34 protein-coding genes are annotated in these 24652 nt (G+C 35.4%); 4 read left to right on the forward strand and 30 right to left on the reverse strand.

Annotated features, from left to right (window positions below; genetic code table 11):
• Positions 1-789 precede the first annotated feature (789 nt).
• On the forward strand, positions 790-1725 hold the full coding sequence (locus tag IW510_RS18130) for a helix-turn-helix domain-containing protein (protein ID WP_202062023.1): 936 nt from the start codon (positions 790-792) through the stop codon (positions 1723-1725).
• 97 nt (positions 1726-1822) lie between these two features.
• On the opposite strand, the gene IW510_RS18135 is transcribed toward IW510_RS18130, so the two are convergent.
• Together IW510_RS18135 and IW510_RS18140 are read right to left on the reverse strand one after the other, a co-directional pair.
• Positions 1823-2113, reverse strand: coding sequence for a type III secretion system protein PrgN (locus IW510_RS18135; protein WP_202062025.1), 291 nt, complete (start codon positions 2111-2113; stop codon positions 1823-1825).
• Between the two features lie 147 nt (positions 2114-2260).
• Positions 2261-3778 (reverse strand): primase C-terminal domain-containing protein, encoded by a 1518-nt coding sequence (locus tag IW510_RS18140; protein ID WP_202062027.1) that lies wholly within the window; start codon positions 3776-3778, stop codon positions 2261-2263.
• Positions 3779-4418: 640 nt separating this feature from the next.
• Between IW510_RS18140 and IW510_RS18145 the strand changes: the two genes are divergently transcribed.
• Positions 4419-5240, forward strand: coding sequence for a ParA family protein (locus IW510_RS18145; protein WP_202062029.1), 822 nt, complete (start codon positions 4419-4421; stop codon positions 5238-5240).
• Between the two features lie 2 nt (positions 5241-5242).
• Complete coding sequence (locus tag IW510_RS18150) at positions 5243-5662, forward strand: hypothetical protein (protein WP_202062031.1); 420 nt, start codon at positions 5243-5245, stop codon at positions 5660-5662.
• Positions 5663-5991: 329 nt separating this feature from the next.
• On the opposite strand, the gene IW510_RS18155 is transcribed toward IW510_RS18150, so the two are convergent.
• The 27 genes from IW510_RS18155 to IW510_RS18280 form a co-directional block, all read right to left on the reverse strand.
• Entirely contained in the window at positions 5992-6162 is a 171-nt protein-coding gene (locus IW510_RS18155) for a hypothetical protein (protein WP_202062212.1), read from the reverse strand.
• Positions 6155-6484 carry a hypothetical protein gene (locus tag IW510_RS18160; RefSeq protein ID WP_442896451.1) on the reverse strand — a complete coding sequence of 110 codons (330 nt, stop codon included), beginning with the start codon at positions 6482-6484 and terminating at the stop codon, positions 6155-6157. Before IW510_RS18160 ends, IW510_RS18155 begins: the two co-directional genes overlap by 8 nt.
• A 4-nt stretch (positions 6485-6488) precedes the next feature.
• Positions 6489-7811 carry a Y-family DNA polymerase gene (locus tag IW510_RS18165; protein WP_202062194.1) on the reverse strand — a complete coding sequence of 441 codons (1323 nt, stop codon included), beginning with the start codon at positions 7809-7811 and terminating at the stop codon, positions 6489-6491.
• 505 nt (positions 7812-8316) lie between these two features.
• A complete protein-coding gene (locus IW510_RS18170) occupies positions 8317-8430 on the reverse strand; it encodes a putative holin-like toxin (RefSeq protein WP_202062035.1) in 114 nt (37 codons plus the stop codon).
• A 612-nt stretch (positions 8431-9042) separates the two neighbouring features.
• Positions 9043-9156: a putative holin-like toxin gene (locus IW510_RS18175; protein WP_202062035.1), complete on the reverse strand. Its 114-nt coding sequence runs from the start codon at positions 9154-9156 to the stop codon at positions 9043-9045.
• 187 nt (positions 9157-9343) lie between these two features.
• Positions 9344-9796, reverse strand: coding sequence for an SMI1/KNR4 family protein (locus IW510_RS18180; RefSeq protein WP_202062037.1), 453 nt, complete (start codon positions 9794-9796; stop codon positions 9344-9346).
• 17 nt (positions 9797-9813) lie between these two features.
• Positions 9814-9891, reverse strand: coding sequence for an HNH endonuclease (locus tag IW510_RS21665; protein ID WP_202062198.1), 78 nt, complete (start codon positions 9889-9891; stop codon positions 9814-9816).
• A gap of 69 nt (positions 9892-9960) precedes the next feature.
• Positions 9961-10425, reverse strand: coding sequence for a YrhA family protein (locus tag IW510_RS18190; protein WP_202062039.1), 465 nt, complete (start codon positions 10423-10425; stop codon positions 9961-9963).
• A gap of 4 nt (positions 10426-10429) precedes the next feature.
• A complete protein-coding gene (locus IW510_RS18195; protein WP_202062040.1) occupies positions 10430-10867 on the reverse strand; it encodes a DUF4304 domain-containing protein in 438 nt (145 codons plus the stop codon).
• A 20-nt stretch (positions 10868-10887) separates the two neighbouring features.
• Positions 10888-11004, reverse strand: coding sequence for a hypothetical protein (locus IW510_RS18200; protein WP_202062041.1), 117 nt, complete (start codon positions 11002-11004; stop codon positions 10888-10890).
• Positions 11005-11146: 142 nt separating this feature from the next.
• Entirely contained in the window at positions 11147-11596 is a 450-nt protein-coding gene (locus tag IW510_RS18205; protein ID WP_202062042.1) for a YrhA family protein, read from the reverse strand.
• A 16-nt stretch (positions 11597-11612) separates the two neighbouring features.
• A complete protein-coding gene (locus tag IW510_RS18210; RefSeq protein ID WP_202062043.1) occupies positions 11613-13127 on the reverse strand; it encodes an HNH endonuclease in 1515 nt (504 codons plus the stop codon).
• Positions 13124-13489 carry a DUF3958 family protein gene (locus IW510_RS18215; protein ID WP_202062044.1) on the reverse strand — a complete coding sequence of 122 codons (366 nt, stop codon included), beginning with the start codon at positions 13487-13489 and terminating at the stop codon, positions 13124-13126. Before IW510_RS18215 ends, IW510_RS18210 begins: the two co-directional genes overlap by 4 nt.
• Entirely contained in the window at positions 13486-13776 is a 291-nt protein-coding gene (locus IW510_RS18220) for a TIGR04197 family type VII secretion effector (RefSeq protein ID WP_202062046.1), read from the reverse strand. The genes IW510_RS18215 and IW510_RS18220 overlap by 4 nt, the downstream gene beginning before the upstream one ends.
• 528 nt (positions 13777-14304) lie before the next feature.
• A complete protein-coding gene (locus IW510_RS18225) occupies positions 14305-14454 on the reverse strand; it encodes a hypothetical protein (RefSeq protein WP_202062048.1) in 150 nt (49 codons plus the stop codon).
• Positions 14455-14884: 430 nt separating this feature from the next.
• Entirely contained in the window at positions 14885-15538 is a 654-nt protein-coding gene (locus IW510_RS18230; protein ID WP_202062050.1) for a hypothetical protein, read from the reverse strand.
• 229 nt (positions 15539-15767) lie between these two features.
• Positions 15768-16169 (reverse strand): hypothetical protein, encoded by a 402-nt coding sequence (locus tag IW510_RS18235; protein ID WP_202062052.1) that lies wholly within the window; start codon positions 16167-16169, stop codon positions 15768-15770.
• Between the two features lie 231 nt (positions 16170-16400).
• Complete coding sequence (locus IW510_RS18240; RefSeq protein WP_202062054.1) at positions 16401-16652, reverse strand: YopX family protein; 252 nt, start codon at positions 16650-16652, stop codon at positions 16401-16403.
• A gap of 321 nt (positions 16653-16973) precedes the next feature.
• A complete protein-coding gene (locus IW510_RS18245) occupies positions 16974-17651 on the reverse strand; it encodes a hypothetical protein (protein WP_202062055.1) in 678 nt (225 codons plus the stop codon).
• A 49-nt stretch (positions 17652-17700) separates the two neighbouring features.
• A complete protein-coding gene (locus IW510_RS18250; RefSeq protein ID WP_202062056.1) occupies positions 17701-17994 on the reverse strand; it encodes a hypothetical protein in 294 nt (97 codons plus the stop codon).
• Positions 17982-18113 carry a hypothetical protein gene (locus IW510_RS21510; protein WP_269092874.1) on the reverse strand — a complete coding sequence of 44 codons (132 nt, stop codon included), beginning with the start codon at positions 18111-18113 and terminating at the stop codon, positions 17982-17984. The genes IW510_RS18250 and IW510_RS21510 overlap by 13 nt, the downstream gene beginning before the upstream one ends.
• Before the next feature lie 117 nt (positions 18114-18230).
• Positions 18231-18440: a transcriptional regulator gene (locus tag IW510_RS18255; protein ID WP_202062057.1), complete on the reverse strand. Its 210-nt coding sequence runs from the start codon at positions 18438-18440 to the stop codon at positions 18231-18233.
• Between the two features lie 144 nt (positions 18441-18584).
• Positions 18585-18878, reverse strand: a complete 294-nt coding sequence (trxA, locus tag IW510_RS18260; RefSeq protein WP_202062200.1) for a thioredoxin — start codon at positions 18876-18878, stop codon at positions 18585-18587.
• 42 nt (positions 18879-18920) lie between these two features.
• On the reverse strand, positions 18921-19181 hold the full coding sequence (locus IW510_RS18265) for a metal-sensitive transcriptional regulator (RefSeq protein WP_202062058.1): 261 nt from the start codon (positions 19179-19181) through the stop codon (positions 18921-18923).
• A complete protein-coding gene (locus IW510_RS18270) occupies positions 19168-19476 on the reverse strand; it encodes a rhodanese-like domain-containing protein (RefSeq protein WP_202062060.1) in 309 nt (102 codons plus the stop codon). Before IW510_RS18270 ends, IW510_RS18265 begins: the two co-directional genes overlap by 14 nt.
• The gene (locus IW510_RS18275; RefSeq protein ID WP_202062061.1) at positions 19469-21124 is read right to left on the reverse strand and encodes an FAD-dependent oxidoreductase; all 1656 of its coding nucleotides are present in this window, start codon (positions 21122-21124) and stop codon (positions 19469-19471) included. The genes IW510_RS18270 and IW510_RS18275 overlap by 8 nt, the downstream gene beginning before the upstream one ends.
• Positions 21125-21126: 2 nt before the next feature.
• Positions 21127-21441, reverse strand: coding sequence for a rhodanese-like domain-containing protein (locus tag IW510_RS18280; RefSeq protein ID WP_202062062.1), 315 nt, complete (start codon positions 21439-21441; stop codon positions 21127-21129).
• Between the two features lie 241 nt (positions 21442-21682).
• On the opposite strand from IW510_RS18280, the gene IW510_RS18285 reads away from it, so the two are divergent.
• Positions 21683-24136: a CoA-disulfide reductase gene (locus tag IW510_RS18285; protein WP_202062063.1), complete on the forward strand. Its 2454-nt coding sequence runs from the start codon at positions 21683-21685 to the stop codon at positions 24134-24136.
• Between the two features lie 126 nt (positions 24137-24262).
• Here IW510_RS18285 and IW510_RS21380 read toward each other — a convergent pair whose 3' ends face one another.
• Entirely contained in the window at positions 24263-24592 is a 330-nt protein-coding gene (locus IW510_RS21380; protein WP_236674812.1) for a hypothetical protein, read from the reverse strand.
• Positions 24593-24652 lie beyond the last annotated feature (60 nt).

The raw sequence follows: 24652 nt of genomic DNA on the forward strand, positions 1-24652 counted from the left end.
TGGTAGCCTTTATCTAGTATATCGAAAGGAGTTTTATCGCTAAAGCTACTTCTTCCACGCGCAGTACGCGTGGTTTTTTTGTTTCAATCACTTTAGTGATTGAAACCGACTAAAGTCATTAACTAAAAGAAGGGGATCCTACATAAACTGTAGAATCCCCTTCTTTATGCAACAATGCTACACATTACAGCCAAACAAATTTTTCGAAAAAACACAAGATTGCATCTCCAAATATCTTAATTAAAGTGATTTGGGTCTGGACATTTGCCGAAAATGCTAAAAAATCTGTATTTTTTGTCTAAATATTGATATAATACTGGTTGTTGTAACATTCACTTGTTGCAACGAAAGGACCTAAACAGTTCATGGTCATTCATGAATTGTTGTATCTCCCTCTTAGTGCTACCAACACTAATGGAGAAGGTTCTTTTTTGTTGTCCGCTGACTTCTCAAAAGAATGAGCGCAACTCTGTTCAAATAATATGACATAACGATAGCATACGAAAAAAATTTATGCAAATTCTTTTTTATAATATAACTAAGGTTACCTAATTTTTTTATGGCACAATATGAATTACTAAAGGTATGATTAACGCAACTAATAACAATTCCATTCCTCCTTAAAACAAGATTTATGAAGAAATATTTCTTGAATTTATTATAACATAAAAATTAGATTATTCTCAAAATATGTCAATATAACATACGTTTTTGTACAAATTCGTGATTTTGGTTATAATAACTATACATTCTTATATCGCTCAGGAAAGTCGAGGTAAAGTATTTCTTATGGAGATAGGAAAAAAAATTAAAAGGTTGCGCATCGAACGTGGTTTTACACAAGTACAAATCAAACCACAACATATTACTCAGTCAAGGTATTCAAAGTTTGAAAAAGGAGAAACATCTCTAAGTTTTGAAGATATCTACGAGGTTCTGACAAATTTACAGGTTACAATGCAAGAATTCGAGTTCTTTCTAGAACCTGAAGAATTCGGTCCAATTAAATACCGAAAAAAATTATTTGCATACTTTGCTGATCCTGAAAATCCAGAAAATATCGCAGTTGTTACTCAAATGTACCAAGAATTACAAGAAAAAAGGAGTAAAGGAGACATACATCCAACAGAATTAATGGTTTTATTTGATTTAAAACTAGTCTGTCACAAAATAGTAGACCAGATTGAAGAAATGCAAGAGGACGATCTATATTTAATCAAAGAAATGATACTTTCCAGACAGTATCACAGTTATTATGACCTAAAACTTTTATCGAATCACATAGCACATTTTGATAAAAAAGATATAGAAACATTTGTAAAATGTATTTTTCCAATACCTGATGTAGCAACTAGAGAAGCTGATACAAAAACAATCATATCCTACTTTTTTATCAACATAGTAACAAAATTTTGTTACTTACAAGAATGGGAAGACGTCAAATATTACATCAAACAAGGCCATGAGTATTGTACATTTGGTCCCAACTACTATTTGAAGACAACCCTAAAATATTACGAATATCTATCAGATTATTTTCTCACAAAAGATTTTAATTACCTGCACAAAGCAACAAACATCCTAAGTTGCATGCTTGAGATTGGTGACGACAAAGCCTACAAAGCACTTTCAGACGAATTTAATTTCCTCATGAAACAAGAAGGAATCGACTTGCCAACACCCAATCATTACGGTGGGATTGTTTTAGCAACAACAAGTTCATAATAAAGCCCACTAGGGAACGGAAACTTAAACAAGTAACCGTTCCTTTTTTATTCATAAGAACTGCTGGTCGTCTAAGGACTCCCTCTCGCAAAAATCATCACTCTAAGCTCTTTTTTACCCGTTTATTCCTTTTGACAAACTGAATATACTCCTCCTGAAGCTTCAACAAACAATCATACACCGTACTCATATCTTTCCCTGCAGCTAATGCCAAAGAATAAATAAATCCTGCCGGCAAATCCTCAACCAAACGTTCTCTTCTAACCCATGTAGCAACAGTCGACTGTACAAATCCATACAGTTCACAGAATTGTTCAACAGTCATCCCTAGTTCGCCAATAACATACGCATTGATTGCATGGGAATAAACAAAAGTATTGATAGACATAGCTGGTACACCTCCCTAACAAATATTATTGCATACGCGATAATATAAGGGTATCAAAACATAGCTATCAAGGGAAGGGCTAACTCTAGCTGGAAAAAGAAGCAAAGTATCAACGATATAATGTTTTGGCACTTGGCATGTTTTAATTTATCCCGTATCCCATAGATTTAATTGCTCCATACTTAGCTCTCTGTTCTTCTCTGTTTCCAGCTTATCAAACATCTTGGTTAGTATTGCTGCTTCCTCAAAGAACGTTCGTATTGTGTCTTTGTATGCTTCTTTCACTTGCTGATTCACAACAATGACTGTTCTGATTAGTGCTTTTCTAGTCGCAACAATCAAACCACCCCCACGGCCGGCTTTTACTTGCACGTATATTTTCCCTTCAGTCTGCAACTCTCTTAAAGCTCTATCAAGTGATCGTTTAGGTATACTTTTCCCTTTATATTTCACTGCAGTCTGAAGTTCGCTCTTTGTCAGCTGAATCTCAGGACGATATCTGAAGCTTTCTCTATCCAGGTACTCAAGAATATCGACTTTCCATTCTTTGACATGAGATTTCTGTCTTTCTGATCGATCCTTTTTGAATTTATACTTCACGCCTTGGGCTTGAGTGAAAATTTCCTCTTCAGAGAAGGACTCTATACCCCAATTCGCCAACAAGATACGGACAAACTTCTTTGTAGCACCATGGTATTTACCACGATACGCACTTTTAACGATTTTTAGAACCTCTCGATTTCGTAAAGGAACCTTTAAATTGCTATTAAACCGGTCCATATCATCAAAGCAGGCATCCAGTTCTATTCCGGAAGAATAGTATGCAAGAGACAACGTAAAAATTGCAGTGTTTCTTCCGGCAATATTCTTAGCTCCCAAAATATCAGGATTGCTAACAATCATGTCAACCCATTTTTCGTCAACTTGTCTTTTGGGAGTAGGCATGACTGATAATACCGGTCTTTTTCTTCTTGCAGGTTCATACTTCATTGACCAATGTATTAGCTGCTGCATATCACGGGTCAATGCAGGGTAGAAATACTGGATATTATCTGTTCTTGGAATCCGGAAAATTCCAAAATGGTTGCAAGTGTGATCAACAGCTGCTGGTAAATGTTCAGCAAATGCTTTTCTCATGTTTTCTGAGACGATTTTTGCAATGTAAATTGATTGATAATCGTTTTTTGAAGAAATGAACCACGGTTTATCAAGAATAAAATATGCCTGAAAGCCCTTCGCAGTTTCCAAGATTAAAGTTGGGATTAAATCGATATCAACTGCTGCATCTAAAATCATTTGACAATCTAATCTCTCTCCTGGTGCACGGTCAAAGTCGATAACAAACGTGTTGATTTGTTTTAAATTATTTTCGTTGTGACCTTTCACGATTGTCTTCCCAGCGTCAGAATAAGTACCATAGCTGTAAACATTAGGTGTCCAGTGAGTCAAACAATCTTCATTTTCCCATAAGGCCTCTTCTGATGTTAATACAATTCCCCGGCTATCCACCATGTTTAATTTTGATCTAAAACCAAACACAGCTCCTTTTGTCCCTTCATTCTCTTGAGCAATAGGACGGATATTACTGTTTTTAAACTTGTATTTCCGAAGCCCTTTTTTCGTAATCATTTGAATTATCTCTTGAACCTGATATCCTTCTAGCATTTCTACCCTCCTCTCCTGCTTATTGGCACAACAAAAGAGACATGACCAAATAAGCCATGTCTCAAAATCATTTTTCTAAAAAATGTGTATACTTAATAGCACTAAAACCATTGATTTTTTAGCGAAATTTTGCTATAATCATCTCGATATAAGTGGGTGAGACGAAAAGCTCTATTTGATTTTTGACATGAATCATTAGACGCTAAATACAATTCAACTTCGACCTTGAATTGTTAAACGTCTCTTTTTTTTGCTCATTTCTAAAATACATGAGAAATCTAATTTTGTAAACAATTACTTTAATCACATATATCTCACTAGTATACTAGTATACTTTAAAAATCAAATATAAGTATACTAGTATACTTAAGACACAAAATCAGAAGTATACCAGTATACCAATTCCTCAGTATACTGGTATACTTCATTTTTTGTAATTCCTCCCATAGTTTATGCATTCACCATGTTGGTATACTGGTATACTAATATACTGGCATACCAGTATATTACGCTTAAGTATACCTGTATACGGGTATACTTTTACTCTTGTATACTAATGCGAATATTTTTCTTGACTGAGCATCTTACGCCATGGTATACTTTTGTTAAGTTAACTTCAGTATACTAAGGAGAGAATGCAATGGGAAAAGTTTATGTAGTAGGTAATTTTAAAGGCGGCGTAGGTAAAACTAAGACTGTAACAATGCTCGCTTATGAAAGTGCAGTAAAAATGGACAGAAAAACATTAGTAATAGATTTAGATCCTCAGGGGAACGCTACACGAGTGTTAGCAAAGACTGGTGACTTATCAGAAATTAGCTATACAATTACTGAAGCATTCCAAGACGGACAGTTAGATAACGCAATTACAACGATTATGCCTAACCTTGATTTAATTCCAGCAAATACTGCTTTTAGAAACCTTACTAAGATATTAGTTACAAAATATCCGGCTAGTGAATTCGATCAAATTAATTACTTAAATACTTTGTTAGAACCATTACGTGATAAATATGACGCCATTTACATTGATGTGCCACCAACAATTTCTGATTATAGTGATAATGCAATGTTAGCAGCTGATTACTGTATAATAGTACTTCAAACACAAGAATTGTCACTTGACGGAGCACAAACATACATTGCCTACATGCAATTTTTAGCGGATACTTATGATAATGAACTGCAAGTCTTAGGGATTATTCCATGTATGTTGCGCCCTGGTGGAAGAGTAGACAATAAAGTCTTAGAACAAGCTAAAGAACTATATGGTGGAAATGTACTAGATACGATTGTTAAATATCAAGAACGACTTAAAGTATACGACGTAGAAGGAATCAAGATAAGTCATAATTACACAGGAAAAGCGGACGGTTGGGACGTAAAAGCACATCAGGTTTTTATTGATGTTCTTAATGAATTGGATCAGCATGAGGCTGTCCTGGAAAGTATTGAGGGATAGGTATGGAAAAGAAATTTGAACCAATTATTAATACTAAAAAGAAAAAGACTTCTCTTGAAGAAAAAACTGTAGAAATTAAAGGTAACAATGATTTTGCTAGAGGTGACACGCCTACTTTCCAACAGAGTAATAAGAGTGTTCCAAAAGCAGTAGTCACTAACACTCCTGAACCAAAAAAAAGTGAACCTACAGTGGACAAGAGATACAAGGCTACCTTGACTCAAAAGATATCTCCTTCTGTTAATTTGAAAATAAACACCTTGAAACCATTTCTTGGTGATTTAGAAGATATGCCAAAAGCAACTGTAAATGATATCTTGAACCTATTGTTAGACAGTTACGTAAATACAAAGTTCTCTACAAGACAACAGGAAGCTTTCAACTCAATGTATAACACCCAAATTGATTTATTAAAAAAATAAAAGAGAGTATACCAGTATACTGGTATACTCTCTTTTATACATAAAACCCGATAAAATCAATGTTTAATCAATATCATCGGTATACAAGTATACCAAGATACTTTCGATAATGATTAACCACTAACTTAACATAGAATTTAATTTATCCTCTCCAACTATGCCAATCAAGCATACGATATTGTATCTCATCAGCAAACTTCCCAATGGATTCAGGTTCTCTCTTTCATGTATCCCCTTATATGCTGACCTTCTACTTACTTTGTTAAAAGTAAGTTAAAAAGTTATCAATTTATTACCAACAAAAATATATTACTATTGCTAATTATTACTTAAGTATTTCTATTATGAGTAGTATTAGAATAGCATATCAGATTAATATATTCGGTAAACTTTTCCTCACCCACAATTGATATAAGTCTTTCACCATATCCGTGAATATCTTCAGAAAGTTCCTCAAAGGTAATCCTTCCGTCTTCATATTCTTCTATAATATTAATCATTCACATCGCTCCATTTGTGGTAGGGCAGGGGAGAAACGTTGCGAATTTCATCATAGTCAACTTTCTCATCTCCAAGGTATATCCCTAGATTGTCATAACCGGTAATGAAACCATGCACATCATCAAAATAATTCCCATCGGCATCTCTCAGCTCTTTTTGAATACAAATCATCTCTGTCTTTAATTGAGCAGCATATAGTACCTCATTTATTTCCTCCGGTGCCATACGCTCTTTTGGTAAGTTGACATGATCACGCAGCTGCTTCTCTTTAGATATCTCGGAAGTGTGTTCTGAGAGATAGAATCCAGCCCATTTCGCCATTTTCCTATCCTGGTATTCCTCCAGCGTGTCCGCCCACAAGAGACGCACGTTTGATTGAACGGCCACCAGCAGTGAGACTTGCTGCATGTACTAACTTCGTATAACCGTATTTACTACGGATACGATCAACAATCAAATCTAACTTAATTTGCCGGTCCTGATCCTCAGCTGAAGAGAAGAGATCCAGCTGTCGATTTTCGTTATAAACTAAATTTTTATAAGTGATTCCAACATGCCTGACATTAAACCCATTCCAATTGCGTCTGAAAAGCCCTATACAGTGTTCTGTGAGTTTCTTTGTAGAATCCGTTGCAGAAATTTTCATCTGCTTAGAAAAACCTCTGGTAGCCTCTGACATAGAAGCGCCGATAAAAATATGTATACATTCCGTTTGAGCATTGTGCCGGCGAATTCTTGTTGCAACTTGATCGGCCATCTCTCTAATCACAGTTTCTATTTCATCCTTCCAGACGTAATCTCGATCAAGTACCTGGGAATTACCATAGCTTTTCTCCAAAGTCCTATAAGGTTCTGAGATAATGGAGCGATCAATACCGTTAGCGTGGTGGTAAAGCTGCATCCCAATTACGCCATATTTCTTTTTTAATAGCAAAAGGTCCGGATAGGGGAGATTCGCTAAATCACGTATGCTCCGGATTCTGATACTTTGAAGTCCCTTTTCAGTCCGGCTACCTATACCCCAAAAATCGGTCATATTCTTAATACTCCAGATTTTTTCCTCTACATTTTGATAGGTAAATTCTGCAATCAATTCCCGATTGTGTTTACTCTCGTTATCTAATGCTAACTTCGCCAGTAGGGGATTGTCACCAACACCTACTGTCACATATAGCCCTGTTTCTCGAAATATCTTCAGCTGAATCATCCGAGCCAATCGCCAACGTTTCTCACTACGTGATAGGGTAGCGGAAGGAACAAACAAATTGAGCGACGCTGTAACATCGAGTATGCTCTCATCGATACTATAGATATGTAGGTCCTGATCAGCAACCACTGACCGATAAATATTGTTGATTTTCATATTTTCTTCAATGTAGAAATTCATTCGTGGCGGAACAATAACAAGGTCCTTGTGGTCGGGAACATCCCTGGCACGCGTTACATTAGAAATTCCAAGTTCTTTCTTGGCCATAGGCGAAGCAGCAAGTACCAATCCTGAACCAGTATTGTCCGCTGTACTCATTACAACAAGCATTGTCTTTAGTGGGTGCAGCCCACGTTGAACACATTCAACTGAAGCGTAAAAACTTTTTACATCGATCAGAAAAACATCTCTGACCGGTTCTAGCGAATAGTCAAAGTTCATTCTGAACATCTCCCCATGTTTCATTGTTGAAACGTCCTCAGAATTGCTTCTGAAACACATATCTTATAATATTCGCATTACAAAACACGAACAAACGTTCGTAAAAAGAGAAGCAGCGTAGGGGAGAAATGGATCAGTCGGTTTAATCTAACAAGAATCAAACAATCTTGAATTCTCTGAAAGAAATGAACTGGCACACAGAAAGAAGAAACTGACTCAAAAAAATATTTTGACGTTTTTTGACCTGCTTATCCTTATGTACGAATCAGGGGACAATGTTCTCAATAAATCCTGATCTATCGAAAAATAGGTCTGAAACCAAAAATTTGGAAATCAGTTCAGCTTTTCATCTTCCATTGCTGTCAACTGTATTTTTTTGAGAAAATGTGCTACAATACAAATGAAAAGAGAGATATGCGCTAACATATCCCTCTTATGTAGAACCGCTTAAGACGGCGACTGAATTCAATTATCAAAAAAAAATAACCGAAAAACTGGTCAAAGTTTAACGACGGTTATTTTTTTTGTCTTTTTTTAGCAAGTCAACAACCAGACGTACTAACGCAATAACAAACATGCTAAAGCTAATTAGTAGCTGAATTGTCTCTAATGCTGACAAAACGGCTTTCTCCTTTCTTAGATTTAGCACTTACATACATAAGCACCACCTCCTTCAAGAAGTAGCCACCGCCATAAACTTTTCTACTCTTAGTAGTATATCACATTTAGATTGATTTTCTAACCAACATCGGCATCCTCTCCTTCAGATGAGCTTCAGCAAAACCGGCATACGAATGTGAGTCTACTCGACTGAATCATTAGCAGCTGTTGTCAAAATCATGCTCCAGCCCAAATTATCGGAGAGTTTATAGTAGCTAACCAAATAACACGTGCTAGAATTTCTCCATCTTTAAATATCTCAATTTCTTGTTGCGTAAACTTATTTGCAAGATTATTATCTTGATGTTGCATTTAATATTGACATATGCCAACCCGAAACAACTTCGCATAAAATCTATGTTATGTTAACTAGAATAAAAATATGGTTGACGGACGTACGCTTGGTCCATCTTCTATCTTCAATTCTTGTCAACTGTATTTTTTTGAGAAAATGTGCTACAATACAAATGAAAAGAGAGATATGCGCTAACATATCCCTCTTATGTAGAACCGCTTAAGACGGTAGCAAATTTTTTACACAGTGAAAAAATAACCGTGAACTCACTAAAGTTTAACGACGGTTATTTTTTTTGTCTTTTTTTAGCAAGTCAACAACCAGACGTACTAATGCAATAACAAACATGCTAAAGCTAATTAGTAGCTGAATTGTCTCTAATGCTGACAAAACGACTTTCTCCTTTCATAGAGTTAGCACTTACATACATAAGCACCACCTCCTCCAGAAGTAGCCACCGCCATAAACTTTTCTACTCTTAGTAGTATATCACATTTAGACTGCTTTTCTAACCAACGTTGGCATCTTCTCCTTCAGATCAGTAGCTCTCAAAATGGTTTCCTCACATTCTTTGCTACTATTCCTCGACGAACTCATGTAGCATATTTAAAAACTCTGTAAAATTATTACAAATAGAGGTAATTGCCTTTTCCAATTCACCACCACCAGCAATTTCATGATCCCAAAAAACTACTGTTGGCACCTCACTTGAACGATAATCAAAACAAATCAAGTTCCCGCCGGCGTCTTCACCAAAAGGAATAATTCCATCAACTAAACGATCAGACATATTTTCAAAGGTCGTTAGAATGTTAATATAAGGGGCCTCACTAAAAGAAAGTAGGTTATTAAGCATTTCTTCTTGAGAATTCATTGAAAATGCATGCAAGCTAGGATACGCCCCATCATTACTCTCGACAACTTCAATATAGTCTTTTGGAAATTTTATTTTCAATTGATTTTCTACTTTACTAATTTCTTGATCTGTTACCATTCCTTTTGAGTACTTCCAAGTTAATTTATTAGACATAAAAATTTTCCCTCTCTTTAGTTTCCTGGTCCCCAAATGCTGTATCCACCGGTGTGACCAGTTTTTCCGTATAACGCTCTATCCACTAATTGCATTACACCATTTCCAGAAACAACCTAGAATACGTCCGTCCATTTTACATATCTATATTTTATTAGTAAGAATTACAATAATGCTGTTGTCAGCATCTCATTAAATAGTTCATCAACTGTTTGATATTCTTCAATTGGATCCGTTGACGGCCTATCAATAATCCAATACTTTTCTGTAGCTCTTTCATATACATAAAAACTAATACTATCATCTCCAAGAAAAATATACTTCTTTTCTGGATCAACAAATTCATACCACACTACGTTTGAATCAATAACCCCTTGGATTTCCTGATTCGGCTTATCCAATAATAGCTCTGAATCAGCACCGTATAAAACGAACCCATTGTAATCAATGCCATTTATTACTTTCAAAATTTCCAAATACTCTTTTGGTAAAGGATAATTATGCTTCATGTTGAACTTTAAATTCAACGCTCTTATTTCCTCATTGCTCGCACCGGCATTTAACTTCGAGTTGAATCTAGCTTCATTCTTCTCAATAATTTTAATTTTTTCTCTCCACAATACCAACATGCTGCTATTCATCTAGACCTAAATATTGCTTAACGTTCAATTTTGCGACAAACTTTGCTGCTGGATTGATTTCGAAATACTTCATTAAACCATCCTGAATGACAGGCTTTATATTATTTTCTAAATTCAATTCAATAGACTCTTCTAAATTCTCAGGAGTGACTTTATCTAAATCAAACTGCGGGAATTCTTCATCTTCATCAAAATAGGTAAATCTACCGCTCACATCACTAGTGTGTGGCTTTGGATAAGTCACATCTGGATTTATCTTCACAAGTGTAAAACCATAATTAATAAAGAAACTATCATCAAAATTCGATTTTTGAAAATCTAAACTAACAATCACTTGCTCTGAACGAATATAATACACCTTTTTCTCTAACTCGAAACCATTCTTCTTTAAAACTGTCCCTACGATTTTCTTGAATTCTTTATTATCCATCTCTGCCTCCATAACTTCAATTAATATGTGTCTAGTATAACATTCCATTTACCACCGTAAATACTCTCAATCTCTTCTAAATAACCTTGTAACTGCTTATTTCCAAGCTTTATTTGGTTTGGGTTGTGTGGTTTCATTTCATATAAACATTACTACTATAAATCTTTTTTGATTCGTAAAAAAACAGCCCATGCATTGAGCTGCTACTTTGTAAACCAATCGATTGAATGTAGAATCAAATATATTCTCGAAACTTCACTTTCTTAATATTGGAACACCTTAGTTCAATGCCATATCAAGGATTTTCTCAAATAGTTCCTCAAATGTTAAATATTCCTCTAACTTTGTTGCTGAAGGTTTATCCAGCATACGAAATGACATGGATATTCGATCATAGACAAACCAACTCATATTTTCATCTCCTAAAAAAATGTAGTTGGGTTCATTTAATTCTTGCCATACCAAGTTATTATCTATTGCACCTATATCTGTTTGATTGGGTGGGGTTATCAAGTATTCTTCATCAATTCCGTATAGGACACAGCCATTAAAATCAAAACCATTAATCACTTTCAGACTATTTGTGTATTCTTCAGGAAACGAGAACTTCAATTTCATGTTTGCCTGCAAGTTAAACACTCTAATTTCATCATCCGAAATACCTTTATTTAATTCCTCATTAAATTGTTGTGCCTCTCTATTTAACGCTTCAATCTTCTCAGTTATCATAACAATCCTCCTTCAGTTATGGATTTTTTGTAGGATAAACCTGTCCGTTGAAAAATGGCCAATCCAAAGTCATTGATTGATTTTCAAGCAAATGACCAGTCGTATTTTTTTGGTAAGTAGTAATAACTGAATGATCTGGTGACGTCTTAATCAACAAAAGATTGGAAAAGTCATTAGTTCCACTATCATCCAAAGGTAATTGATGGTGAACTTGCCACCCTTTTGGCGGCCGCCCATTTTGAATCATACCTATCTGTTCACTATCAAATCCAAGAGAATTTAGGTATTCTGTGTTTTCTCCCAGCTGTTTTAAGAAATTTTTTCTTATTCCATTATCGAATTTTGAACGTAATTGATTGTACTCCGCCCGTGGTCGCTTAGTATATTCAACTTTTCGCATTTCTATATTATCTAAACTATGAAATTTTTTCTTGTATCTTCCCGTATACGTACCAGGTCCATCTACATCGAGCATATCATCAGCTTTATTCAAATCCGCAATATACTTTTCAATGTATGGCTGTGCGCCTCCCAAAAGGGCGGTGTAGTAAAAAGGCTGTAACGCTAACGCGTAAACCATAGCTTTTGCATTTAGTCGCTCAGCTTCAGTAATTGCTTTACCGGTGATTGGGTGTTTGCCGGTGCGCAGCATTTCATTGTAAAAGGCCAACTGCTGATTTTCCTGTGGTCTGTTTTCAGCCTGGATCAACTTATTATACAGGGTTGTGACCTCTGGTGAAGGAATGCCGGTCTTCGTGTGAACGTACATATTATAAATTGTGGACCAATGATAATCTGCTAAAATTTCAGCTTTGGTTGCTGGCAGCCCATCCTTTTTAATACGCTCCTTCAGTTTGTTGAATTCATTATTGGCCTTATCATCCTGATATTCTTTCCATTTCGTAGCAACTACAGATTTCCAAGCTAAATCTGTCGGCATAATAAACTTTTGACCGTTAAAGCCTGCTTTCGCTTGTGAAGCGCCTTGCTTGGCTGCGGCTTCCAGCGCTGCAATCTCTGAAAAAATAGCTGGAGATTCTGCATGGAACAGTTTCAGCTTATCTAATGTTTCCTGAAGAACCTTCTTGGCATTGGTAAGGCAATTCATCTGCATTTTTTGATGTAACAATGCGGTACTCTTTATACTCTCACTAGCATCAGATTTGTTCATCGTAGTTGTCAGATGCTCCAAGTGTTGAATCTGTGTGTCTAGCTTTTGAATCTTTTCTTCCAATTCCTCTGATTTTAAATCGCTAGGGTCAACCTTAGCCTGGTATTCTGTCACAAATTTTTGTGCAGCCGACCCAACAGCTTCAGATACAAGAATACCTGCTTGAACTGTAGGAATCAACACTCCGCTAAAGAAGGCTTTCCCGTTATTATAAGCATCAGTCTGAAGGTCTTCTGCACTCAGAAATTGATTTAATGACTGAAGAACTGCTTCGTAGCCCTGAACTTCTTTCTCCGTCATAGTTTTGATACTATCTGCCTGCGCTTGAGCAGAACCGACAAACATATGAATTCCGCTCATTGCTGCACCTCCAAGTCATTTTCTTGAGTCTGAAGGCGGAGCCGATCAAATGCCAGGTCACTCTGTTTATCTTCGATTGCTTGCTGTTGTTCCTTGTGCAGCTGCAGCTCTTCTTCTAGCGCATCCTGGATTAAATTATACCTATACCTCATTGTTTCCTGTTGCTCCTCCAGATACCAGGTAAATTGATTTCCTTTGAACTGGCCCAACATGCTATCAAAAATCTGATTGGTTTGATAGGAAAAATCTTCAGCCTCTTCCTGAAAGCTACGTAGTTTTCTTTCTTCATAAATCGTATCTTCCATCTGTTGATTGAGCAGCCGCTCATTTACGCGGATTTCTTCAAATTGTTTTAGTTTCATGGTTGTTTTCCTCCCTGAAGCCCAAAACTGTTACTTATTACTGCATCCATCGCTACAAACTCCTTGGCAACGGTTTGAAGATTTTGAGCGGAAGAACCTACTGCTGAAATCACCTGGTCCCTAACACCAATTGACATACTAGCTACTTGTTGCGCTGAAGCATTACCGGCAACTGTTGTTTCTGAATCCGGAGAAGTCGTTCCACTGCCTCGCAGCGTCTCTAAAGAGCTATTTATACTTGTCGCAATTGTAGCAGCGCTTGAAAAATCACTTGTTTTCCCTTTCATTTCTTACCTCCAACATATTTTTCATTATGTTGAATTATTGTACCACAAAGAGAAAGTAGAAAACTGCTTCCATTTTACTATTTTCCTTTTATTTCTGACCTTTTTTCTGTGTTATACTAAAGGTGGCAGTAGCATACACTCACAAATCTACTAGCCGCATCAGCTCCGGTCACCCTAACGATCGGAGTTTTTTTTCTTCAGCTCTACATAATCCTAAATTGTTGCACATACTCTCGTTTACAATGTTCACAAGCAAAATAATACTTCCCATAAACTTTCTTTGCTAACTCTCCACAATCACATTGCACATATACTGTCATAGAAGCATTATAAGGCGTTTTCGGTACCTTCCACTGATCAAATGTTTGTCTTCCCATAAAAATTCTCCTTATACTTTTGTTTTATTCTTTAATTTTCCTGTTAAAAATACTGATAATGTTAATAATCTTTCGTCTAATATGAGCATACACAAAATGGATAGCTGCATCTTCAGGAATAATCTGAAATGCCTCCATCCATTTTACATGACTATTTTTTCTGATCAGAGAAAATGTTTTTTAAATCTTTCTTACTCCAGTTTAGATCCATAATTATGAATCCCTTAAACACTCCAGAAGTGACCATTTGAACCTCTGTTCCTTCTTTGCCAACTTTTATCATTTTTGTTTTCGTTCCCATGTTTCTGCTCCTTCCTTAAAGCAGCTTCCGTCTATACTACAGTCATTGTAACATAAACTAGACCTAACGAAAATATGAATCCCACCTCTAAAAGTACACGGTTTTACATAAAACTATGTATTTAAAAACAGCTGCAAGTCTTCTGACGACCTTGCAGCTGTATCCTTCACTTTTGTTAACTTCTTTTAGAATCCGAACTATCCTTTCTGGTACCAAATCACGCGGCCAATCCAGCGGCCAGATATGATTACTGATGGTTTATTGGAAATACCAGTTTAAGATCCGGATCAACGTAAGGAAAATCTATTCATTTTAGAACTTTGCAACAGAACCCCTTATTGTACAAAATAGCAACAATATTCATTAATCTATTACTTATTAATACAAATTCCCCGTAGGCGCTCAGACCCTTAAATAGATTTACAATTTATCAATAGATATAGTATCTAGCACCATTGATAGGATTATAGGTACTAAAATATCCCGTCAATACTGTTGTTGATCCAGGTTCATCAAGTCTAGCAGGATACCAAAGATACGCTCCATCTTTCGGGACAACATACCTCCCTACAACAGTAATATGGAAATAGAACGAATCTTTTGTTGCTTTAACTGCAAAATACGGATTACTCTGCCAGTCCCTAAACCTAAATTTCACACCACTATATCTCCATCCACTTCCAGAAAATTGGTCTGAAGTATAACTCTCACCATTCTCTAAATATTTAGTTGTTGTTGGCACTGAACTTGCTTTTGGCTGAATCAATGGTAAATTGACTTCTTTTTCAAGTGCATAGCTCTCAGAAGATCGTGTTTCAATATAAGCTTCCTTCAGTATTTCATTTGGAACATTTTCATAGTCTATATTGTTTATCTTACTTTCAAGCGATTCCACAAATTCAAGTGAACCTTCATTAGTCAATACGCTTTCTGATACTGGATTATATACAACACCCTCACCCGATTTTACACTGTTTATCAAATCTTCAAGAGAAGCAGCATTGACTTTAATTGGTTCTAATAATAGGACAAATAAACCAATTAGAAGTACACCAAATAATTTAACTCGATTCCCTGTTTTCAATAGTATACCCTCCATTTTCATATTTTCGCCTTAAAATGCAAACGTTTACAAAAACAATTTAACAGTTCTTGTCTTTTTAGTCAAGTATTTGTATTTTACAGTCGCGAATTGATTCCCCTCAAAAACTCATACTTTTCCAAATTGACAAAATCCCTAAGCACAGATCATTCTCTTTTACAGTACGAGGTTAGTCATGCGATTGTACATAAATAATTCAGTTCTTATTACTCTAATTAGTTCCTCTTGAAAAATATTCATATAGATTTTTGACAGCAAACTCAAACTGGCACTGGTCTCTAAATACCCGTAAACTGATTTCTAACCCGTCTATTCCTTCTTTGGCAACGACCATATCAAATAATGGAAAAACTTTGCTAAACAATTCTTCATATGACCAGCTTAGATAGTCCAGAAATTCCAAATCTTTGTTGTCTATAATTTCTAATGACAGCAACAATCGAATATACTCATGCTCTCTCAATGCTTTATATGAATTATCTTTTTTGAAATTATCTTCTATATGTCGAACTGCCTCCTTTTCTCTTTCATTTAAATCTAAGCTATTAAATTTTGCTAAGAGTATTCTTTGTTCGTGTGTTAAATCCAAAGATTCAAATATTTTATTTTTCATCTTGTCTACTTCTCTTCCTTATAGTACATTTTATCTTTACCGTGAAACCGATTATCGACACACCTATATATGCCATCCGTCAAAGTGAAAATAGATACAACCCCTATGGAATTATCTTTATACCCACGATACATCTCATACCACAATACTTGTTTCATTTTCTTCACGTATATCAAAATACATTCCTTTTGACACCGCAGAAAATCCCCCATCATTGAAAACTACTCTTGACTATGCCCTTTTTTCGGAAGTTGATAAAACCTCATCTAACAAGTAATCATCCTCGTAGATTTCCACTTGGCATCTATCATCGCACCCTACATACTCGTTAACAGTTTCAGGAATGATTTTCCAACTTAGCACTTTGTTTTTTTCTTCACTGTAGTTCACGATCAAGTGATTTCCCATACCTTCATACACGTAGTAGCCATAAACCCACTTTTTCGTTCTTCTACATTTTCTACGAAATTTAATTTTACGCATCTCTAACCCCTTTCTCGTAAACGCTCATTTTTAAGAATCAGTATCTACACTTAAAATTTACTCATGGATCACCTTCAGACTAAAAACAGCTGCATGAAAATTTTCCTATACTTTGATAAATCATAACTTGATTCTATCACTGCTCTCATCTTAGTTTAATGATCTATACAAAAAGACACACAGAAAAAAATCTCTGTGCACCTTACAGCCTCTAAGGATTGGCTCATCTCAAAAAATAAGACACAACATACTTGTGTCTTATATGCATATGGAACCTACCTATGAGTTTATACTATTCTTTTTATTTAATAGTATATCCTCCTATATACTATCCCAGATATCTTCCGCTTTAGTATTCTGAATTTGTTTTTCCAATTTAATATTTTCATCCATCAATCTAGATATTTTTTTGAAGTTATCTGCATACTCATGAGCTTCACTAATCAAATTGCCTATAGTTCTATTATTGTATGTAAAGCTACGTTTATTATTTCTATACGTTACATCAAAATCCCCTTTATAAGCACGCTCGTATGAAGTTTTTATCTCATATTTAAAGTTTTCTAGTAAATTAGCAACTAGCCCCACTTCATTTTTAGCATACTCTTCAATTTCACTATTTATATTTCGAGCATACAAAGCTTTAGTTGTAAATCCACAATAAGGATCGTATCCTGAAGGTTCTTTTCTTAATTTCGCATCTCTCTCTAATAACTCATTTATCGTATACTTTTTTAAGAAATTCGAAGCTCCTTCTGGAGTCTTCCTAACCAACTCATTCATCGAAGCTTTCATTCTTTTTAATTCTTCAATTCCCAATTCATTTGAATGACTTCCTTGATTTTTTACATATTCTGCCAATACATTTGGTATTTTACCTACAATATATTGAACAACACTTTCTTCCACTAGGTCTATTTGCTTCTCCATTACAGCTTTTAGTTCTTTCATACTTTTCTCATTTTCACTTACTTTGTCTTCAAGCTCCTTTGTGCTCACTTAATCATTCCTCTTTTGAAGTCTAATATTTTGTAATATAACTTATCGGTTAACCAAATTTAGGGCTCAAAACATTCCCATAGGACGTAAAACTTTCTTTTGTTAAATAAACATCGAAGAAAGTATCTTCGATTGATAACAATTGTTCGATAAATGTTATTTTGATTTGAAACATCTCTGCAATATTTAGCACCTTTTGTTCCAACACTAAACTTAAGATGGTACGAATTTTCCATGGCCGTTTTAATGGCAGCTCCGCATCCATCGGTTCTTCTAATTTGTATCCCTTCGTATGAATTAATCGATAAAAATAACTATTTTTTTGTGGTGTCAAATAGCCCAATTTGTACGCTCTAAGTTCCAATGCTTGAATTGATCAAGCACTTTATGTTCAGCGTAGGTATTCGCCAACAATTGAAATACCTGGCTTCGTTCTTTTTTTGACTGACGTCTGTTTCCCATGATAGATCATCCTTTCCTCTGTTTCTATCCGAAAGACTCTTACATCACTTAATGAGTGTGCTATACTAAAAGCGACAGTAGCATACACTCACAGAACTGCTGCCGCATCAGCTCCGGTCACCCCCGACGACCGGAGTCTTTTTTCTTCAATTCTACATACTCGCCAAATTGCTGCACGTACTCTCGTTTACAATGGGCACAAGCAAAATAATACTTCCCATATACTTTTTTTGCCAATTCTCCACAATCACATTGAACATATACTGTCATAGAATCATTGTATGGCGTCTTTGGCACCTTCCACTGATCAAATGTTTGTCTTACCATAAAACTCTAGGAGACTAATTCAAATAAAAACTCGGCATTCAAAAAAGAAGGTTGATAGAAAATGAGAGAAAGATATGGTTCAAAAAGTAACTATTTATCTGCAATACTCGTTAATAATGTGTCCAAAACTTGACTTAAATTCATTTAGACAGTTGTCATATATATACTTAGTTCTTTTTTTAATTGTGGTTGCATATGAACACCAACTATTTGCTTTACCAACTGTCCGTCTCTCAAAATAAGCATCGTAGGAATACTTTGAATGCCATATCGTTTAGCAATTTCTGGATACTCGTCTATATTCACTTTACTAATTTGTAATTCTGCTTCCGTATATTCTTTCTCCAATTCTTCCAAAATTGGGGTTTGCATTTTACATGGCCCGCACCAAGGAGCCCAAAAATCAACTAGATGTAAGCCTTTTTTTGATTGTTTGATCGTAGTTCTTTTCTGTTAATTCTTCCATATGTTTTTCCATCCTTATTTTTTGATAATCATATTAATTGCTTGCTCCACTTTCTGTGATTGTTTATCTGAATCTAATTCCGGATTATCTAAACACGACTTCAAATTTTCAGCGACAATCATTCCCATAATCCGGTCAACACTCGATCTGACAGCACTTAGTTGGGTGATAACATCAATACATTCTTTTTCTTCCTCAATCATTTTCTGAATCCCACGCATTTGACCTTCTGCGCGCTTTAAACGATTCAGAATATTTTTATCACAAGTCCCCATAGGCTAATTCTCCTTTCCATGCTGACATCCCACCCATTACATTGACTACTTTATATCCTTCACTACTTAAAAAATCACAGGCCATCGCTGAACGTCCGCCAGATTGACATATAATATAGTATTTTTCATCTTTATTTAACTGATCGATATATTGTTCTAATCCGCTTAAAGGAAGTGCTTTAGCGGATGGAATATATCCTCTTTCAAACTCATCTGCTTCTCTAACATCAACAATTGTCAATGATTCTGTTTTGGACTTTTGATAAAATTCATCTGCACCAATTGAACTAAACATAGTCTACATCCTCCAATCTCACTGCTTTATATAAAGAAAATGCACCATCTAAGTTTTCTACTTTAAATCCAGCTTGTTTTAAAATTCTCTCGCCGACATAGCTTCTCAAACCACTATGACAACTTATGATATATTCCTTTGTTGGATCTAATTCAGAAACACGGCATCGTAAATCATTTAGCGGGATATTAATCGCTTCTTTAAAACGCCCATTAGCTAATTCGCTTTCTTCTCGAACATCCAATAAGATCTTTCCTTTAGCGAGTTCTTCTGTCAATTCGTACCATTGGATTGTGTTACTTAATCCTTCAATCTGATTTAAAGCGACATACCCAATCATATTGACCGGATCTTTTGCAGCTCCAAATGGTGGTGCATAAGAAAATTCTAATTCAGGTAAATCAAAAACAGTAAGCCCGCCTTTAATCGCTGTAGCTAGAATATCGATACGCTTATCAATCCCTTTTTCACCAATTCCTTGGGCGCCATAAATTTCACCCGTTTTGGGATTAAACATTAATTTTAAAACTATTTCTGTCGCTCCAGGATAGTAACCTGCATGATCTTTTCCAGAGATATGAACAACTGCCACATCAAGTCCAGCCAGTCTAGCAACACGTTCACTTAACCCTGTGGAAGCAGCACTTAAACCAAATACACGAACAATTGCCGTACCAATACTTCCTTTATTTTTGCGATTCAATCCAGCAATCACATCTGCTACCTGTCTGCCTTGTCGGTTAGCTGGAGAAGCCAAAGAAATAAGGGCATCTTCACCAGTGATTTGTTGTTTGACTAAAATCGCGTCTCCTACTGCATAAATATCTGAAAGATTCGTTTGATAATTATCATCAACCAAAATTCCTCCACGTAATCCTAATTTGATTCCTGCATCTTTTGCTAAAGTATTTTCAGGTTGAACACCTACTGATAAAATAGTTAAATCTGATTGCAATTCAGTTCCATCTTCTAAAATAACCAATTTTCCTTGATTTCTAAATTCTGTAGCCGACTGCGAAGTAATCACTTCTACTCCTTTGCTAACTAATTCATTTTTAACAAAAGCAGCCATTTCTTCATCTAACGGAGGCAAAACATGAGGGGCTTTTTCAATAAGAGCTACTTCCAAGCCACGTTTTTTTAAGTTTTCTGCCATTTCCAACCCAATGAATCCAGCACCGACTACAATTGCTTTTTTAGGATTTTCCTGATTTATGTTAGCCATAATTTTATCCAAATCAGGTACATTTCTTAAACTGTAAACATTCGTTGCTTCGGCTAATCCAATAATTGGTGGAATAAATGGTTTGGCTCCTGGTGATAAAATCAACTTATCATAAGATTCTGTCGTCATTTGACCGTTGTGTTTAATTGTGACCGTTTTATCCGCGGGATTGATTGCTAACACTTCATGATGTGGTCTCACATCTAAATTAAAACGTGCACGTAAAGCCTCTGGTGTTTGAACTAATAAACTTTCTCTCGCTTCAATTTCTCCAGATACATAGTAGGGTAATCCACAATTGGCAAAAGAAACAAATGGACCCTTTTCTAAAACAACAATTTCAGCATCTTCCATTAATCGACGTAATCTAGTCGCAGCTGACATTCCTCCAGCGACTCCACCTACGATAATAATTTTTGTCATGATTATTTTCCTCCTCTTATTTGACCTGTCCATTGGCTCATGCCACCACGAATATTTACTACGTTATAGCCTTTTTTTTGTAATATTTTTGCGGCTTTTTTACTACGCATCCCAGATTGACAAATCACATAAACTTCCTCAGTCAAACTCTCTTTATAGCCATCTACCTTATTTAGTGGAACGTTTTTAGCTTTCGATATATGCCCTGCCCGGTATTCATTTGGCGTGCGTACATCAAGCAAATGAATTGTGCCTTTCATTTTTTCTTGCAACTCAGTTACTGAAATACTTGCTACTGTATTAAAAAATTTAAACATACTATTTCCCCTTTACTAAAGCATTTACAAATACCCTTGCAGGTATATTAAACTATGATTCCAATTAAATGTCAACAGATTTTATTTTCGAATAAATAAATACACTGTTTTCAAAACCAAGCTTGACTTGCATACCCACAAAGGGTATATTTTCTTTTGTATATAAAGATAAACTATACGTATCAATATTCTTTTTAGCAAAGATAGGAATTAATTAACTACAGAATAGGAGCTAAAAAATATGTCTAAAAAAATTGTCATTATTGGCGGTGTTGCTGGTGGTGCAACTGCTGCGACTAGACTCAGAAGATTAAATGAAAAGGACGAAATTATTCTTTTTGAAAAAGGAGAATATATCTCATTTGCCAATTGTGGTCTACCTTATCACATAGGTGGTACGATTAAAAATCGTGAAGATCTTTTATTACAAACCGTAGAAGGTATGAGCGAGCAATACAATTTAGATATTCGTAATTTTTCTGAGGTTACAGCCATTGATCCCCAGAAAAAAAACGTTTCTGTTTTAAATCATCAAACAAAAGAAACCTATGTTGAGTCTTTTGACAAACTAATTATTTCAACAGGCGCCAAAGCAATTATTCCTCCAATTGAAGGTCTTGAACAAGCAAAAAATATCTTTAGTTTAAGAAATATTCCTGACATGGATCAAATCAAAAACTACATTGAAAGAAACAAAGTGAAGGAAGCAACGATTGTAGGTGGAGGATTCATTGGATTAGAAATGATGGAAAACCTGATTGATTTAGGAATTCAAGTAAATCTTGTAGAAATGTCTCCTCAAGTTATGCCAAACATTGATTTTGAGTTAGCTCAGATTCTTCATTCTCAAATAAACCTGTACGGCGTCAATTTGATCCTAAATGATGGTTTAAAGGCTTTTTCAAAGCAAGGAAATGAACTAATACTAACTAGTGGGAAAACATTAACAACTGACTTAACAATTCTTGCTATAGGAGTGACTCCTGAAAGCTCTTTAGCTAAAGAATCAGGTATAGATATCGGACTTCGTGGTGCTATCAAAGTAAGCAAGAAATTAGAAACGAACTATCCAGATATTTATGCAATAGGAGATGTTATTGAAGTAACTGATTTTGTTAATCAACAGCAGACGATAATACCTTTAGCTTGGCCAGCAAATCGACAAGGAAGACTTGTAGCAGACATTATTAATGGTCTTGATATAGCATACACTGGAACTCAAGGTACTTCTGTCGCCAAAGTATTCGAGCTAACAGCTGCTTCTACTGGAAATTCTGAGAATACATTGAAAAGATTAGGCATTGATTACAAAAGCATTCATATCCACCCCAATTCACATGCCAGTTACTATCCAGATGCAAGCCCAATCGCTCTAAAGCTATTGTTTACTCCAGATGGAAAAATATTAGGGGCTCAAGCAGTTGGAACAGACGGCGTGGAGAAACGAATTGATGTTATTTCAACTGCAATGAAGTTTGGTGCAAAAGCTGACCAACTAGCTTCTATTGAATTAGCTTACGCTCCTCCCTATTCTAGTGCTAAAGATCCAGTTAATATGCTAGGCTATACTGCTGATAATCTATTGAATCAAAAGATAGAAACATTTGGCTGGCAGGAGATACCTGCTCTTCTTGAAAAAAATGCTTATCTACTAGATGTACGAGAAGAATTTGAATTGGCAACGGGTGAGCTACCAACTAGCCATGTCATTCCTTTAGCGAAACTTCGTTCTAGGATCGATGAGATTCCTAAAGATCAAACAATCTACGTCTATTGTCAGGTAGGCCTAAGAGGATATAACGCCGCACGAATCTTAATGCAGCATGGTTACTCTGTTAAAAATCTAGATGGCGGTTTTAAAACATACAAACAAGCAACTTATCGTCTAAGTACAACTAATACTAGCATAGCAAGCAATCAGAAAAGTGACATAGCTACAGTTGAATCAAATAAAATAATCTCTATTGATGCTTGCGGCCTACAATGTCCAGGACCCATTTTAAAAGTAAAAGAAACTATTGATAGAATGGGTAACGGAGAGACACTAGAAATCAAAGCTAGTGATTTTGGTTTCATCACAGATATTGAAGCTTGGTGTAAAAACACTGGTAACACCCTAATTGACAATCAATTGATTGGTTCTAAAGTAGTTGCTAAAATTACTAAAGGAATAGCAACAGCAAATGAAACAGAACCTCATTCACTTACTACTGAGGGAGTGCTTCATGAAACAAAAAATGGTGCTACAATGGTAGTTTTTAGCGGCGACTTAGATAAGGCACTTGCTTCAATGATTATTGCTAGTGGTGCGGCAGCCTTGGGTAAAGAAGTCACTATTTTCTTCACGTTCTGGGGTCTAAGTATTTTGAAAAAACAAAAAATAAAGAAACATGGGATGGCAAAAATGTTTGATATTATGCTCCCAAATAGTGCTAAAAGCCTACCTATTTCAAAAATGAATATGATGGGTATGGGATCTAAAATGATGCAAAATGTAATGAAGCAAAAAAATGTTGATTCTCTCGAAGTAATGATTGAAAAAGCAAATAACTTAGGCATTAAATTCATTGCTTGTACAATGAGTATGGAAATCATGGGTATTAATCGTTCGGAATTATTCGATTTTGTAGAGTATGGTGGTGTTGCAACGTATCTTGGTGATAGTGAGCATTCTAACTTGAATTTGTTTATTTAAAAAGAAGCTGGTGCATGTTATTGATTTAGCTGCTTGTAACTTTTAGAGATAACCTGCACACTTTTTAAAGTGTACTTTTACACTATTAACCCCACTATAACTAAAAATAGTGGGGCTATTTTTTAGTTAATCATTCGTTCCTATGATTAAAGATTCTCTAGCTGCCTGTACAACTTCGGTAGTTACTTTTTCAAGATTATTTATTTCCATTATTCTTTCAATTTGAGAAAAGAGACGTTGAACAAGTCGAAAATTACCATTACTTAATTTAATAATACTATTGACAGCTTCGTAATTATCATAATTCTCATACGAGATTGTTAAACCTAATTCATGCCATGTATATTCTAAAATATGCTTTAATTCAGTTGTACCCATTTTTTTATATTCATGAGAAAAGCCAACACGCGAATACAATTGTGAATACCGGGATAATCGTTTTTCAATTCCTGACATTCCAATAAGGACCAGACCAATATCATTTTAATCGTAAATATCGCGTAAGATTTCTATTGT

The organism is Enterococcus sp. BWR-S5 (assembly GCF_016745255.1).
Classification (GTDB): domain Bacteria; phylum Bacillota; class Bacilli; order Lactobacillales; family Enterococcaceae; genus Enterococcus_L.